Below are 13,966 nucleotides of genomic sequence, written 5' to 3'. Positions count from 1 at the left end.
TGGCGCCGGCGGAACTAGGGGGTGAGAATGAAGTCCCAGGGGTCGGTGTTGATCGCCGAGACGGCGACCTCGACGTCGTGCCCCAGATCATGCAGCACGTTCTTCAGCGCATCGGCGGCGGTGGGCAGCCACAGCCACTCGGAGGCGAAGTGGGAGACGTCAATGAGGTACGGCTTGCCGTTCAGCGCCGCCTCGCGGGCCTCGGAGGCGGGATGGTGGCGCAGGTCGGCGGTGACATAGACGTCGGCCTCGGAGGCGCGGACCGCGTCGAAGAGCGAATCCCCTGCCCCGCCGCAGACGGCGACCTTGCGCACGATCCCGGCGCGGTCCCCCGCCACGCGCACTCCCCCGGCCACGGCGGGCATTGCGGAGAAGACGCGGGAGGCGAACTCGTGCAGCTGCAGCGGCTCGGGCAGCATGCCGACCCGGCCGATGCCTTCCTCGGGCAGCCCGTCCCGCGAGGGGGCAAGCGGCTGCGTCTCGGTGAGCCCGAAGATGTCCGCCAGCACGTCGGAGACCCCGCCGATGGCCGAGTCGGCGTTGGTGTGGGCGGTGACCAGCGCGCAGCCGGATTCGATGAGCAGGTGCACGGCCTCGCCCTTGAATCCGGTGGCTGCCACGGAGTTCACCGGTCGCAGCAGCAGCGGGTGGTGGGTGATCAGCAGGTCGGTGCCGCGGGCCACGGCGTCGGCGACCACCTCCAGGGTGGGGTCGACGGCGAACATGATGCGCTTGACCTCGCGCTGGGGCCGGCCGACCACCGGTCCCACGGTGTCCCATTCCTCGGCCAGCGAGGCGGGCCAGAGTTCCTCGACGGCAACCAGCACCTGGCCGAGGGTGGGAGTCGAAAGCGCGGCATCGGCCTGGTCCGCTTCGGGATCCACGGAACCGGACGGGACAGCTAGCGAGGCGGTGTCGGCGGCCGCGCCCGGGGCGCCGGAAGCGGCCCCCGCGTCAGGTGCGGCGGGGGTTGCCGCCGCGGTTGCTGTGTCGGCGGAGTCCTGGTCGGCCGAGCCCGGCCCGGAGACGATACGCATGCCGTGGGGCTGCTGCTTGTTGCTCTGCATGCATCTACCGTATCCGCAGCGGCGGGGAATGCCCGCATGCGCGGGAGATGGATTGCGCGCGCGTGCCGCCGGCAGGTCCGGCGCGGCGCGCGGGAATGAAATGGAGGCGGGCGTGCTTGAGTGTAGATGTGAACGACTTCTCAATTTCCAGCACCCCGATCCGCTTTTCGCCCACCGCCCAGGGGCCCGAGGGCCAGGAGCTGAGCACGTTTGTGCTGGCCGGCGGCTGTTTTTGGTGCCTTGATGCGGTCTACCAGCGCACGCGCGGGGTCCATGCGGTGGTCTCGGGCTACACCGGCGGCACAGATCCGGCACCGAACTACCGCAGCGTGTGCGGCGGCAATACCGGACATGCCGAGGCGGTTGCCGTAACATTCGACCCCGCAGTCGTCCCGGCCGAGGTCATACTCGACATGTTCTTCACCACCCACGACCCCACCACGCTCAACCGCCAGGGCTACGACGTGGGCACCCAGTACCGCTCCGCGTTCTTCCCCCTGGATGCCGCGCAGGAGGCGCTTTTCCGCGAAAGCGCGCGGAAGTTCGGCGAGCTGTACCCCGATCCGCTGGTGACCTCCTTCGAGGCCCCGGGCGACTTCTTCGTGGCCGAGGGAATCCACCAGGACTACTACAACCGCTTCCCGGACGAGGGCTACTGCCGGGTCATCATCGACCCGAAACTGGCCAAGGCCAGGAAATATTACGCAACATGGCTCGAGGAACCCGCCGCCGAGCGGTCCTGACTAGGCTTGTACACGAAGCTTCCGGCGCGCCATGGCCTGCCGGGAGAGCGCCGAAACGGCCCCATCCCGCTCCCACACCCAAGGACAAAGGACACCATGTCGAAGATCTACAACGACGTCACGCAAATTGTTGGCCGCACCCCGCTGGTGCGCCTGAACCGACTGGGTGCCGGACTGCCGGGCAACATCGCGGTGAAGCTGGAGTTCTACAACCCGGCCAATTCGGTCAAGGACCGCATCGGCGTGGCCATCGTTGACGCCGCCGAGGCCTCCGGGGACCTGCGTCCGGGCGGCACCATCGTCGAGGGCACCTCCGGCAACACCGGCATCGCGCTGGCCATGGTGGGGGCCGCGCGCGGCTACAAGGTCGTGCTGACCATGCCAGAGACCATGAGCACCGAGCGCCGCGTGATGCTGCGCGCCTTCGGCGCCGAGATCGTGCTGACCCCGGGCTCCGAGGGCATGCGCGGCGCGGTGGAGAAGGCCAAGGAAATCGTCGCCACCACCGACAACGCCATCTGGGCCCAGCAGTTCGCCAACGTCGCGAACCCCGAGGTGCACGCCGCGACCACCGGCCCGGAGATCTGGAACGACACCGAGGGCGAGATCGACATCTTCGTCGCCGGCATCGGCACCGGCGGCACCATCACCGGCGCCGGCCGCTACCTCAAGGAGCAGAAGGCGGGCCTGCAGGTCATCGCGGTGGAGCCGAAGGACTCGGCGATCCTCAACGGCGGCAAGCCCGGCCCGCACAAGATCCAGGGCCTGGGTGCGAACTTCATCCCCGAGGTGCTGGACACCGAGCTCTACGACGAGGTGCTTGACGCCTCGATCGACGACTCGGTCGCCATCGCCCGCGCGCTGGGGACGCAGGAAGGCATCCTCGGCGGCATCTCCGGCGGCGCCGCCGTCTGGGGCGCGCTGGAAGTCGCCAAGCGCGAGGAGAACGCCGGCAAGCTCATCGTCGCCGTGATCCCCGACTTCGGCGAACGCTACATCTCCACGCTGCTCTTCGACGACATCCGTGGCTAAGACAGCAGATCCGTTCGGTGCCGGGCGCGGCGCGCGGGAAACCGCCCCGCCCGCCGGCACCGAGGCGGGCTTCACCCGCGGCACACCGGCCAGGCGCCGGAATGCCGCACAAACAAAGGCCAAGGTTTGAGATTCCTTTCCCGACTAGCCGAAGACCTGCGCGGGGCCAGTGCACATGACCCCGCAGCCCGCGGCCAGGCCGAGAACTTTCTGGCGTACTCCGGCCTGCATGCGATCTGGATCCACCGGCTGACCCACCGGCTCTGGCAGAACCCCAGGACGCGCTTCCCGGCGCGCCTGATCTCCCAGGCCGGGCGTTTCCTGACCGGGATCGAAATCCACCCGGGGGCGACCATCGGCCGGCGCTTCTTCATCGACCACGGCATGGGCGTGGTCATCGGGGAAACCGCCGAGATCGGCGACGACGTGATGATCTACCACGGGGTGACCCTGGGCGGGCGCTCGCTGGCCAAGGTCAAGCGACACCCGACCATCGGTGACCGCGTGGTCATCGGTGCTGGGGCGAAGGTGCTGGGCCCGATCGTGATCGGTGCCGACTCGGCCATCGGCGCGAACGCCGTGGTGGTCAAGGACGCGCCGGCGGATTCGATCATCACCGGGATCCCGGCGAAGAACCGCCCGCGCACCGCCGAGGAGCACAAGCCCGCGGTGGACCCGGCCGAGTACATCGACCCGGCCATGTGGATCTAGGTCGTTCCGACCAGCAGCTTGCGGCGTCGGTCCCGTTCCCGATTGCGGGGACAGGACCGACGCTTTTCGTGGAAGGCCCCGACGTGTTTCCGCTTCCGGAGATTTGTTCAGGAAGAGGCAAGTCTGCCGTCCCAGTCGCCTGTGCCTATACTGGGCCAAAACAACAAGTGACTAGTCGGTTCCGGAAGATCGCTCTACGGGCCTTGGGGGGAAGGAAGCACGATGGGTTTCAGGATGCGCAAATCGTTCAAGATTGCGCCAGGGGTCAGGATGACCGTCACGCCCAAGAGTCTCGGGCTCAGTGCTGGGGTGCGAGGGGCTCGAATCTCCGCGAACTCCTCGGGGCGTGTCACTCGCACAGTGGGGATCCCCGGATCCGGGCTTTCTCATGTGAGCTCTTCTTCGACCGCCGCAGGTCGTAGGCGCGCCGCACCGGGCTCTACGTCAGGCCGCAGCAACACCTCGCCCGAGCCCGCCCGTCCTCCAGCACCTGGGCTCTTCGCACCTAAATGGGAGAAGCTGCTTTTCAGGGCCGTGGCTTCGCGGCCGGATCCTGGCCGTCTTCCAGACATCGGCACCGAATTCGAGCGGGCCCGCCACACTGCCGCATTCTTTGAAGTGCTCGACTTGGCTTGGCCTGCTGGCGACATTGAGCGCTCTTCGGAACTTCTCGGACTGCTGCTGGCCGGAAACTACGATGCCACGTCCGACCCGTTCATTACCAAGTACCTTCCGGGGAGGACCCACTCCGAGATCGCGATCGCAGAAGGCATCACTGTTGAACTGCCCACCAATTCGGAGTTCATCGGACTGTTGCTCGCCGAGACACTACAGCTGCAAGGTATGCTCCAGCGGGCCGTCAACGTTGTCGAAGGACTCGTTCCAAGCACCATCGCAGCGGTCTCGCTCGCCGAGTTGTACATTGAGTTGGGAAGCTGGGACCAAGTAGTCGAGCTGACTGACGGCGTGACCAATCTTGACGAGGCATCCACCTATCTACTGATCCAGCGCGGAATTGCCTTGCGCCATCTGGGGTATGTGGATGCATCCCGTGAGGCATTCAAGGAGGCGCTACGCATGCGTTCACGTCCGGCGGGTCTGCGGCACAGGGCCTTGGTTGAACGTGCCCAATTGCAGCTCACAGCGGGCAAACGCGCCATGGCCCGCAAGGACCTGGAACGCGTTCTTGCCGAGGACAGCAGATACCCGGGACTGGTTGAGCGGTTGGCGGAGCTGGACAGCTGATTCAGCCACAAGGGAGAAGGCAAGGAGCCTCCATCCCGGCATCAATTCCTGCAGCCGGCGTCCGATCACCGGGCAGGGCCGACAGAGTCCAATTGCAGGTGCCGAAGCACGCCCTTGGCGTCTTCCAGATTATGCTTGCGAGCCACCGGTGTTGTTGTGCCCCTGGGTCCCACGGGCCAATACATCGTGGCTCGGACTTCCATGGATCCGCGGCACCGAATGATCAGCCGGCCAGGGCAAGGTACTGGTGGGTGTAGGCGATGGCCATGCCGCCCTCCCCGACCCCTGCGGTCACGCGCTTCACGGAGCCGGAACGCACATCGCCGATCGCGAAGATCCCCGGAACGCTGGTCTCCAGCGCGAACGGGCGCCGCGCCTGATCCCAGCCCGGGGCGTCGGCGGCGTCGGGACCGGTGAGTAGGAAGCCGTGGCGGTCGCGCGCGAGGCGCGCCGGCATCCACCCGGTCACGGCGTCGGCCCCGATCATCACGAACACCGCCGGGGCCTGGCGCATCGTGCTGGTGCCGGTGGCGGAATCCAAGACCACGATCGAATGCAGGGACTTCTCCCCCTGCAGCGCGGTGATCCGGCAATTGGGCTGAACGTGGATGGCGGCGGTGACCTCAATCTGCTCGATCAGATAGCTGGACATCCGGGCGGCCAGCGAGGGACCGCGCAGCAGCATGGTGACGGTGCGGGCGTACCGGGAGAAGAAGATCGCCGCCTGCCCGGCCGAGTTTCCCGCCCCGACGATGCAGATGTCCTGCCCCTGGGCCAGCGGCGCATCGCTGTGCGCGGCCCCGTAGTACAGCCCGTTGCCCAGGAAGCGCTCGGCACCGGGAAGCTCCAGGGTCCGCCAGGCCACGCCGGTGGCGACGATGAGCGCCCGGGCGGCCAGCACGTCGCCCCCGTCGAGCTCGACCCGGCGGGACTCCGCGTCGATGCCGCAGGCGGTGCGGGTGACCACGATCTCGGCACCCAGCCGGGTGGCCTGGGTCAGCGCGCGCGAGGCCAGGTCGTCCCCGGAGATCCCGTAGGGGAAGCCGGTGTAGTTCTCGATCCGGGTGGAGGTCCCGGCCTGACCGCCGGGGGCCAGCTGCTCAATCACCACGGTTCGCAGGCCCTCGGCCGCGGCGTTGACGGCGGCGGTCAGCCCCGCCGGACCCCCGCCGAGGATCACCACGTCGTAGTCGCTCGCCGCAGGAACCACGTCAAGCCCGACCGCCCGGGCCGCGACGCGCATCGCCGGATCCACGTAGCTGGTGCCGTCGCGCAGCTCGAGCACCGGATAGGCCTGCCCGTCCTCGGGCGCCTCGAGCGTGGTGGTCTCGTAGGCGACGTGGTTGCGGGTCAGGAACGTGGACAGCTCGCGCACCTTTGCATGGCGCCGCGGGCCAATCACGCGGGCCACCGCATCGGGTTTCTCGGCGGCCAGCTGCTGCAGCGAGTCGAGGTAACGCCGGGCCAGCGAGCCGATCTTCTCCGGGACCGCCGGTGCCATCGCGGCCAGGGTGTAGTAGCCGGCCACGTCGAGCCTGATAATGCGCGTGGGCCCCGCGGCGCGACCGCTGGCAGGGAAGTTGGTGCTCAGGGTCAGCGGGACTTCGCCGAAGAACTGGCCGGGCTTGCGGGTGCCGATGACCCGTTCGATGCCGGCGACGACCTTGGTGACTTCCACCAGGCCCTCGATGACCACGATCAGGGCGCGTTCGTCGCCCTCGTGCAGGAAGTATTCACCGTCCAGCAGGTGGATGTCCTCCACGGCGCCAGCCAGGTACCCGAGCACCTCGGGGCCCAGCGCGGCAAAGGTCTTGACGGTGCGCAGCTCCTCGATGCCGATCATCGGGAACCGGCCCAGGGAACGCATGCGGGTGCGGTCATTGCGGGTGTTGCGTGTTGCCGGCTTCGGCGCATGCCCCGAATCTATGCCCGCCGAGGAGCGGGGTCAATGAATGGGTGGGCGTCGCTTCCTGCCGGGTGCCTTTAGCACCCGATCCACCCTTGGAGACCAGCTGCCTGCGTGCGGGGGGGCCCGGTCCTAGGTGCGGCAGAGGGATACATCCCCCGAGTCGGGGATCGTCGGCAATCGAAACGTGGCCGCGAGCATTGTGTCGTGCCGTGGATGCCGGGAATTTCGGCAGACCGGCGACTGGCCTGATATCGGGGTTGGCAAATGTGCCCCGGGCGGTTCTCCGCAGGCACACCGCGCTGAAGCCACATCGAAGCGGAAGAAGCGCCCACCGAGGACGGTTGGCCGGTGACGGTCGAATCGCGATCAGCGGGATGAAGGGTCAGCTCCGTTGGGGCTTGGTGCGGAAGTGACCGGGCACGAGTCTTTCGCCCCGGTAGTGCGGGCCAATCCAGATTCGCTCGCCGGTGGTCGGGCCCGTCACGGACCGAGTCCCTTTCCCCGGGGCGAGGTCGATCACGGTCGGTTCCGCACCAGCCTCAAGCTCATGGACCCGTCCCCGGTTTGCGCCTTCGAACGCCAGCTTCATCGATTCGATCTCATCCGGTTCGGCGCCGAGCTCCAATGCGTCCTGTGCCCAGTGTGAAACGGCTGCGTTGATTGCACGAAGCCGGTCCACGGCCGCGGCACGCGTGAGCCGAAAAGAGTCCAGGTGATCAAGGAGCTCCAGGACATTTCGGTCAGACACATCCCCGTCGGGAACCAACGGCGTTTCCGATGTCCCGCTTCTGGTGGGGTTGACGTCGAATGAGGGAGACAGGCGCCAACCGCTCTTGTGCCGCAGCAGGCCATGGTTGCGCATGTGGTCGTCGATGTTGTTCACCATGGCCCCGAATGCGGCCCTGCTGAACATTTCGTTGGCATCCTCGGTCGGCGACGCGGATATCAGGGTGATTTCCCGTGCCAGCTTGACATAGTTGGGGTGCTCATAGGTATCCAGTTGAAGCGCTGTCCTGGCACTCATGTAGGGGATCCTGGTTTCCCCCACTCGGTCGAACCGCTCGGTGAGGAATATCTGGCTGTGGGAATTCAGCCGCATCAGCCGGGATGGCTGTACCCGGATGCCGGCTCGTTGCTGCAGCACCATGGCAACCATTTCCCAGAGTTGGACATTGCCACGGTCCGATGTCTTGGGAAACTTGGCCAGCAGCATCGTTCCGTCATCATCACGAATCCAGGCCTTTGGCTGGGCACCTCCAGGAGAGGAACCGGCACCGATGAGCAAACTGTTTCGCTCGTCAATGACGCCGGTCTCTTCGTAGGTTGTTGCTTCGGCAGCCAATTCCGTGACATCACGGATCCCCGCCGATTCACCCCAGGTGGAAAGGAACTTTCCGTTCTCGCGAAACCGCAGTGCCCCCTGTCTGGTCTTGTCGTTGACCATGAGCAGCCTTGAGACCGCGGTGTTGCTTGGCATGGGGGTTTTCGTGGCTCTTGCCCGAAGCCTGGCCTGTTCATGGAGTAGCCGCTGCCCCCATGCATCCGGGGCGGCGTCCATGAACGAACCAAAGATCTCCCGCCCCATGGTGGGCCGCTGTTCGCCTCGGAGCAACGGCAATTCCGGAGAGATTTCGAAGGAGGACCCCTCTCCGAGCCATGCATCGGCGTAGCTGAACGCTATGTGTTCCAGCGGCGAATGGAGATCGGATTCCACCACCATGGAGCCGGCCTTGGTGTCGTTGACAAGGACATCGATGGTTCGGATTTCCCTTCGGGAACGACTGGCCATCAGTTTCTCCTAGGAGCTCGTTGACGGCTGAGCATGTAGGCCCGCGCGCGGCCCAGATCCGTATTCAGCGGGTCGACCGCCGCATCGATCCGGTCATTGACACCAAGCACCTTGGCCACCGTCAGAAAGTTTTCCAACTTGCCGCCCGTGCCCTGCTCCAGCTTGATCAAGGTGGAGCGGGAGATGTTGGCCCGTTCGGCGACCAGCTCCTGGGAAAGACCAAGGATGATGCGCCAATCGCGCAGATGCACACCGAGCCGTTCCATTTCCATCATCTTGTCCACCTAACGTAGCTATTTACCAACTCTAGCATTGATAGCGTCTACATATAGCTACATTATTGCGTCAATTCAACTGCCCTACAGGGATGCAGTGCAGAACCGTGTTTCCTTCAAGACGCCGTGCGGACTGGGAAACCAGAAGGGGCGGAGCTTCCGGAAATACCGGAGGCGCCGCCCCTGTGGGATGGGAACCGAAGACTAGTGGGTGTCTTCGGCTTCGATTTCGGTCTTGTCGCCGCTCCACTGGGTGTGGAACGAGCCCTCGGTGTCAACGCGGTTGTAGGTGTGCGCACCGAAGAGGTCGCGCAGGCCCTGGGTCAGCGCTGCCGGCAGGCGCTTGCGGCGCAGGCCGTCGTAGTAAGCCAGCGAGGAGGAGAACACCGGAACCGGCACGCCGAGCTGGACGGCGGTGGAGACCACGCGGCGCCAGGCCGGAAGCGCGGCGGCGATGGCCTCGGAGAATGCCGGGGCGAAGAGCAGGTTGGCCGGCTTTTCCTCGGCCGCGTAGGCCTTGGTGATGTCGGCCAGCAGCGCGGCGCGGATGATGCAGCCCTCGCGCCACAGCGAGGCGATCTCGTCGAGCTTCAGCTCCCAGTTGTATTCCTTGCCGGCGCTGGTGAGCATGTCCAGGCCCTGGGCGTAGGAGACCAGCTTGGAGGCGAAGAGCGCCTGGCGCACGTCCTCGACGAAGTTCTCGCCGAGCTCGACGGCGACCTCGTGGCCGGCCAGGACCTCCTGGCCGATGGCACGCTGATCGCGCTGCGAGGACAGGCCGCGGGCGAAGACGGACTCGGCGATGGCCGAGGTCGGGGATCCGAGGTCAAGGGCGGACTGCACGGTCCAGCGGCCGGTGCCCTTCTGGCCAGCGGAGTCGACGATGACATCGACCAGCGGCTTGCCGGTCTTCGCGTCAACGTGTGCCAGCACCTCGGCGGTGATCTCGATGAGGAAGGAGGCGAGCTCGCCCTTGTTCCATTCCTCGAAGATCTGCGCCTGGGCGGCCGGCTCGATGCCGGCGCCGGTGCGCAGCAGGTCGTAGGCCTCGCCGATGACCTGCATGTCCGCGTACTCGATGCCGTTGTGGACCATCTTCACGAAGTGGCCGGCACCGTCGGTGGAGATCCAGGCACAGCAGGGCGCGCCGTCGATGGCCTTGGCGGAGATCTTCTCGAGCATCGGGCCCAGGGCGTCGTAGGACTCCCTGGAGCCGCCGGGCATGATCGAGGGGCCGAGCAGTGCGCCCTCCTCGCCGCCGGAAACGCCGACGCCCACGAAGTGCAGGCCCTTGGCCGCCAGGTCCGCCTCGCGGCGGCGGGTGTCAACGAAGTTCGAGTTGCCGCCGTCGATGATGATGTCGCCCTCATCGAGCAGCGGGACCAAGGAGTCGATGACCGAGTCGACGGGGTCGCCGGCCTTGACCATGATCAGCACGCGGCGCGGGGTCTCAAGGTTCTGGACCAGTTCTTCCAGGGTCTCGGTCCGGATGAAGTCGCCTTCCTCGCCGTGCGCCGCCAGCAGTGCGTCGGTCTTGGCAACCGAGCGGTTGTGCAGCGCGACGGTGTATCCGTTGCGGGCGAAGTTCCGGGCGAGGTTTGCGCCCATGACGGCTAGGCCGGTGACGCCAATCTGTGCAGGCATGAAGTCTCCATCGTTGCGATTTTGCTGGGCCGGGCGGATACCGGCACGAAGGAGCGCCGGGCACGGCTCCGTGACTTCTACCCACTTTAGTTTGTCAGGCGTGCCCATTGCCAGAAGAACACGCTTCGTTGCCATAAGTTGCCCCGGAAACACGTGCCTTTTTGCGTGTTCACTGGGGAATTTGCGCACTCGATTGCCGATAGGATTGCCTCATGCCCAATAGCCTGCACCAACAAGCCGTCGACCATCTCGGAAGCCGGATTGTCGACGGATCCCTGCCCGCCGGGGAAGTGATCCTGGCCTCCGAGCTGGAGGGCGAACTGGGTGTCTCCCGCTCGGTGGTCCGCGAGGCCGTCCGGGTGCTGGCCTCGGCCGGACTGGTGGTATCCACCAAGCGCGTCGGGATCCGGGTGTTGGCCGCGGAGCATTGGAACCCCTTTGACCCCCTGGTGATCCGCTGGCGCCTGGCCGGCGACGGGCAGGGCGCGCAATTGCGTTCCCTCACCGAGCTGCGCGTCGCCGTCGAGCCCATGGCCGCCGAACTGGCGGCCGAGCACGCGCCGCCGGAATTCTGCGGAGAGCTGCTGAATGTGGCCGCCCGGATGCGCCATGCCGGCCGCTCCGGGGACCTGGAGGCGTTCCTGGAACTGGACATCCGCTTCCACGCCCTGGTGCTTGCCGCCTCGGGCAACGAGATGTTTGCGAACCTGGCCAACCCGATCGGCGAGACGCTGCGCGGCCGCACCGAACTCGGCTTGATGCCCGAGCACCCCCACGAGGAGGCGCTCACCTGGCACCAGGCCGTCGCCGACGCGATTTCCGCCCACGAGCCACACCGGGCGCGGGAATCCATGGAACTGATCATGCGCCGCACCAACCAGGAAATCTGCGGCGTCTGGGCCGATCGGCCGCGGCTCTTCCCGCCGCCGCGCCCCTAGCCGAAGCGTGCCATCGACCGATAGGATCCGGGTCTCAAGGGTCCGACTCATCGCGGAGGCAATGTCGTGGAGGGAACCATGCAGAACTCCCCGGAAGGGGATGGGCTCGCGCATCTTGTCGATTTGATAGGTGCCTTGCGCTCAACCAGGACGGATTCAAGCCTGCACGCAACGGTGGAGGAGCTTGATGCCGAAGGCCGCAGCATGCGCAGCTACGAGGTGAGGGCCAGGACCGAGCGCGGCACCCACGAGTTCGACTGTACTGGCCGGCGCCCCTCGGACAAGTTTTCCTTTGTATAATCCCCTGGCGAGTCAACGTTGGTCGTCACCGAGGCAATGGGCGCACCGCACCGCCGCAGGAATGTCTTCCGCTTGCCCTCGAGTCCTCCGGTGCTGGGCATGCTCAGCCCGTTGGACCTGCCGATTTGGGGCGGACAGTACGACGGGGCACGGGTTACTGAATCCGCAGCTGCCTCGGCCGGGGTGATCCGCCTGGAATTCGGCAACAAGGATGCACCGCGCGAGGCCAGCCAGCGTGGGCATGCACTGATCGACTTGGAGCTTGGCGTGGTCATGGAGTTGGGCTACTTCGGGTCGCGCTTCGTGGCCGGCAATGTACGAACCATCCCGTATCTGCGCGGTCTCTGGCAGTAGGCGTCGAACGGCCCGGGCCGGCACCCGCCGGGCCCGGACATCACGAGGGGAAAAGCCAAGGCGCTGCCCCGGACCCCCTTTCGGGGACCTGGGCAGCGCCTTGGCTTCTTGCGGGTGTTGTGCGATTTCTTGTCGCCCGGATTCCTGCGCCTAGAACCTCAGCAGGACCTTGCCCGATTCCGCGGAGTTCTTCGCCACGGCGAAGGCCTCCAGCGCATCATCGACGCCGAATTCGTGGGTGACGATGGCCGAGACATCGAGCGTGCCGTCGGCGAGGGCCCAGAGCACGTCATCGATCTCGTCGTTGAAGCGGAAGGAACCGACCAGCTCCAGTTCCCGGGTGATCGCCAGGGAGATCAGCGCGGGCTGCTCGCCCGAGGGCAAGAGCCCGACCATGACGATGCGCCCGCCGCGCACCGCGCCGCGGACCGCCGAGGCCAGGCCTCGGTAATTGCCGCTGGCCTCGATGACCACGTCGGCCTCGACGGCGGCGATGGCCTCCACGTCGTCGGCCTTCAGGGTCTCGGTCGCCCCGGCGGCCGCGGCGATTTCCAGCGGACGGTCGAACATGTCGACCGCGATGATCTCGGCGGCGCCGGCGCGCCTGAGCACGGCGACCGCCAGGGCGCCGATGGGGCCGGCGCCGATGACCATGACGCGCTTGCCGGCGACCTCGCCGGCCCGGGAGACCGCGTGCCAGGCGACAGCCGCGGGTTCGGCCAGGGCCGCATCGCGCAGCGAGAGTCCCTCGGGCAGCTCGCGCAGCATGCGCCCCGGCAGGTTCACGGTGCTGGCAAATGCGCCCTCGGTGTGCGGGAAGCGCGCCGCCGAGCCCAGGTAGGTGCAGCCCGGGGACAGGTTGGGCCGGTCCTGCGGGTAGCGTGCGCCGGTGCCGCCGGGGGTGGCCGGGTGCACGGCGACGGAGGTGCCGGCCGCCGGGCCGCTGCCATCGGCCGCGGCCACCGTGACGGTGCCGACGATCTCGTGGCCCAGCACCATGGGTGCCTTGAGGATTGACTCCCCCGCGGCGCCGTGGCTCCAGTAGTGCAGGTCCGAACCGCAGATGCCGCCGTAGGCGATGGCGACCTGGGCCTCGTCCGAAGCCGGGGCGGCCACCGGGATGGTCTCTACGCGCAGGTCGTTTGCCGCGTGGGCGACGACGGCGGTCGCGGTGCTGGTGTTAGACGACAACTGTCATTCCCCCGTCGATGAAGATGGTCTGGCCGTTGACGTAGTTCGAGCCGTCGGAGGCCAGCCAGACTGCAGGTCCGGCCAGGTCGGCCACGGTGCCCCAGCGCCCGGCCGGGGTCCGGCCCAGGATCCAGGAGTTGAACTTCTGGTCGTCCACCAGGTTCTGGGTCATTTCGGTGTGGATGTAGCCCGGGGCGATGCCGTTGACCTGCAGCCCGCCGGAGGCCCACTCGGCGGTCATGGCCCGGGTCAGGTTGCGCAACCCGCCTTTGGCCGCGGTGTAGGCGGCGATGGTGGGCCGGGCCAGGTCGGTCTGCACGGAGCAGATGTTGATGATCTTGCCTTCCCCGCGCTCCAGCATGCCCCTGGCGGCCTCGCGGCCCATCAGGAAGGCGCTGGTCAGGTTGGTGTCCAGCACGCGCTGCCAGTCCGCGACCTCCAGTTCCAGCAAGGGGACGCGGTGCTGGATCCCGGCGTTGTTCACCAGGATGCGCAGCGGGCCGACCTCGGCCTCGATGGCGGCGATGTTTCCGGCCACCGCGTCCGCGTCGGTCACGTCGAACGCGTAGGAGAAAATGCGCTCCGCCCCGTAGCGGGCCTCGAACTCGGCGGCCGTGGCCGCCAGGGTCTCGGCATTGCGGCCGTGGAGCACGATCGTGGCCCCGGCGTCGGCCAGGCCGGCGGCAAGTTCCCGCCCGATGCCGCGCGAGGATCCGGTGACCAGCGCAATGCGCCCGGTGAGGTCAAAGAGGTTGCTGCCCATGGGCT

At 67.0% G+C, this 13,966-nt stretch carries 14 protein-coding genes and 1 pseudogene; 8 read left to right on the top strand and 7 right to left on the bottom strand.

Annotated features, from left to right (window positions below; translation table 11 throughout):
- Positions 1-14: 14 nt before the first annotated feature.
- Positions 15-1,067: a Nif3-like dinuclear metal center hexameric protein gene (locus AC6CHY_RS13355; RefSeq protein WP_498227036.1), complete on the bottom strand. Its 1,053-nt coding sequence runs from the start codon at positions 1,065-1,067 to the stop codon at positions 15-17.
- Between the two features lie 200 nt (positions 1,068-1,267).
- On the opposite strand from AC6CHY_RS13355, the gene msrA reads away from it, so the two are divergent.
- The 5 genes and pseudogenes from msrA to AC6CHY_RS13330 all read left to right on the top strand — a co-directional run bounded on the left by msrA (position 1,268) and on the right by AC6CHY_RS13330 (position 4,798).
- On the top strand, positions 1,268-1,810 hold the full coding sequence (gene msrA / locus AC6CHY_RS13350) for a peptide-methionine (S)-S-oxide reductase MsrA (RefSeq protein ID WP_217388297.1): 543 nt from the start codon (positions 1,268-1,270) through the stop codon (positions 1,808-1,810).
- Between the two features lie 96 nt (positions 1,811-1,906).
- Positions 1,907-2,842, top strand: coding sequence for a cysteine synthase A (cysK, locus tag AC6CHY_RS13345; RefSeq protein ID WP_217388086.1), 936 nt, complete (start codon positions 1,907-1,909; stop codon positions 2,840-2,842).
- A 126-nt stretch (positions 2,843-2,968) separates the two neighbouring features.
- A complete protein-coding gene (gene epsC, locus AC6CHY_RS13340) occupies positions 2,969-3,553 on the top strand; it encodes a serine O-acetyltransferase EpsC (protein WP_217388088.1) in 585 nt (194 codons plus the stop codon).
- A 222-nt stretch (positions 3,554-3,775) separates the two neighbouring features.
- Positions 3,776-3,928, top strand: a pseudogene (locus tag AC6CHY_RS13335) (DUF4236 domain-containing protein); the annotation flags it as partial.
- Between the two features lie 159 nt (positions 3,929-4,087).
- Positions 4,088-4,798, top strand: coding sequence for a tetratricopeptide repeat protein (locus AC6CHY_RS13330; RefSeq protein WP_498227106.1), 711 nt, complete (start codon positions 4,088-4,090; stop codon positions 4,796-4,798).
- Between the two features lie 223 nt (positions 4,799-5,021).
- On the opposite strand, the gene AC6CHY_RS13325 is transcribed toward AC6CHY_RS13330, so the two are convergent.
- From AC6CHY_RS13325 to gnd, 4 genes are all read right to left on the bottom strand, one after another.
- Entirely contained in the window at positions 5,022-6,665 is a 1,644-nt protein-coding gene (locus AC6CHY_RS13325) for an FAD-dependent oxidoreductase (protein ID WP_498227034.1), read from the bottom strand.
- Between the two features lie 424 nt (positions 6,666-7,089).
- Complete coding sequence (locus AC6CHY_RS13320) at positions 7,090-8,496, bottom strand: type II toxin-antitoxin system HipA family toxin (protein ID WP_498227033.1); 1,407 nt, start codon at positions 8,494-8,496, stop codon at positions 7,090-7,092.
- Complete coding sequence (locus AC6CHY_RS13315; protein ID WP_209911882.1) at positions 8,496-8,771, bottom strand: helix-turn-helix domain-containing protein; 276 nt, start codon at positions 8,769-8,771, stop codon at positions 8,496-8,498. The genes AC6CHY_RS13320 and AC6CHY_RS13315 overlap by 1 nt, the downstream gene beginning before the upstream one ends.
- 204 nt (positions 8,772-8,975) lie before the next feature.
- Positions 8,976-10,415, bottom strand: a complete 1,440-nt coding sequence (gnd, locus tag AC6CHY_RS13310) for an NADP-dependent phosphogluconate dehydrogenase (protein WP_498227031.1) — start codon at positions 10,413-10,415, stop codon at positions 8,976-8,978.
- 212 nt (positions 10,416-10,627) lie between these two features.
- Between gnd and AC6CHY_RS13305 the strand changes: the two genes are divergently transcribed.
- From AC6CHY_RS13305 to AC6CHY_RS13295, 3 genes are all read left to right on the top strand, one after another.
- Complete coding sequence (locus AC6CHY_RS13305) at positions 10,628-11,353, top strand: FadR/GntR family transcriptional regulator (protein WP_498227029.1); 726 nt, start codon at positions 10,628-10,630, stop codon at positions 11,351-11,353.
- Between the two features lie 78 nt (positions 11,354-11,431).
- Positions 11,432-11,653, top strand: a complete 222-nt coding sequence (locus AC6CHY_RS13300) for a hypothetical protein (protein ID WP_498227028.1) — start codon at positions 11,432-11,434, stop codon at positions 11,651-11,653.
- Between the two features lie 72 nt (positions 11,654-11,725).
- Positions 11,726-12,007, top strand: coding sequence for a hypothetical protein (locus AC6CHY_RS13295; RefSeq protein ID WP_498227027.1), 282 nt, complete (start codon positions 11,726-11,728; stop codon positions 12,005-12,007).
- Positions 12,008-12,157: 150 nt separating this feature from the next.
- On the opposite strand, the gene AC6CHY_RS13290 is transcribed toward AC6CHY_RS13295, so the two are convergent.
- Positions 12,158-13,198: an L-idonate 5-dehydrogenase gene (locus tag AC6CHY_RS13290; RefSeq protein ID WP_498227025.1), complete on the bottom strand. Its 1,041-nt coding sequence runs from the start codon at positions 13,196-13,198 to the stop codon at positions 12,158-12,160.
- Complete coding sequence (locus AC6CHY_RS13285; protein WP_498227024.1) at positions 13,188-13,961, bottom strand: SDR family oxidoreductase; 774 nt, start codon at positions 13,959-13,961, stop codon at positions 13,188-13,190. Before AC6CHY_RS13285 ends, AC6CHY_RS13290 begins: the two co-directional genes overlap by 11 nt.
- Positions 13,962-13,966 lie beyond the last annotated feature (5 nt).

Source organism: Paeniglutamicibacter sp. GQ140 (assembly GCF_059759235.1).
Note: the sequence above shows the minus strand (reverse complement) of the source record. Positions and strands in the feature narration are given on the sequence as shown.

What these genes read in the sequence shown, in the direction of transcription:
- AC6CHY_RS13355 (WP_498227036.1), bottom strand. Translation starts at nt 1,067, where the DNA reads ATGCAGAGCAACAAGCAGCAGCCCCACGGCATGCGTATCGTCTCCGGG.
- gnd (WP_498227031.1), bottom strand. Translation starts at nt 10,415, where the DNA reads ATGCCTGCACAGATTGGCGTCACCGGCCTAGCCGTCATGGGCGCAAAC.
- AC6CHY_RS13320 (WP_498227033.1), bottom strand. Translation starts at nt 8,496, where the DNA reads ATGGCCAGTCGTTCCCGAAGGGAAATCCGAACCATCGATGTCCTTGTC.
- AC6CHY_RS13305 (WP_498227029.1), top strand. Translation starts at nt 10,628, where the DNA reads ATGCCCAATAGCCTGCACCAACAAGCCGTCGACCATCTCGGAAGCCGG.
- AC6CHY_RS13325 (WP_498227034.1), bottom strand. Translation starts at nt 6,665, where the DNA reads ATGCGTTCCCTGGGCCGGTTCCCGATGATCGGCATCGAGGAGCTGCGC.
- cysK (WP_217388086.1), top strand. Translation starts at nt 1,907, where the DNA reads ATGTCGAAGATCTACAACGACGTCACGCAAATTGTTGGCCGCACCCCG.
- AC6CHY_RS13315 (WP_209911882.1), bottom strand. Translation starts at nt 8,771, where the DNA reads ATGATGGAAATGGAACGGCTCGGTGTGCATCTGCGCGATTGGCGCATC.
- AC6CHY_RS13300 (WP_498227028.1), top strand. Translation starts at nt 11,432, where the DNA reads ATGCAGAACTCCCCGGAAGGGGATGGGCTCGCGCATCTTGTCGATTTG.
- AC6CHY_RS13285 (WP_498227024.1), bottom strand. Translation starts at nt 13,961, where the DNA reads ATGGGCAGCAACCTCTTTGACCTCACCGGGCGCATTGCGCTGGTCACC.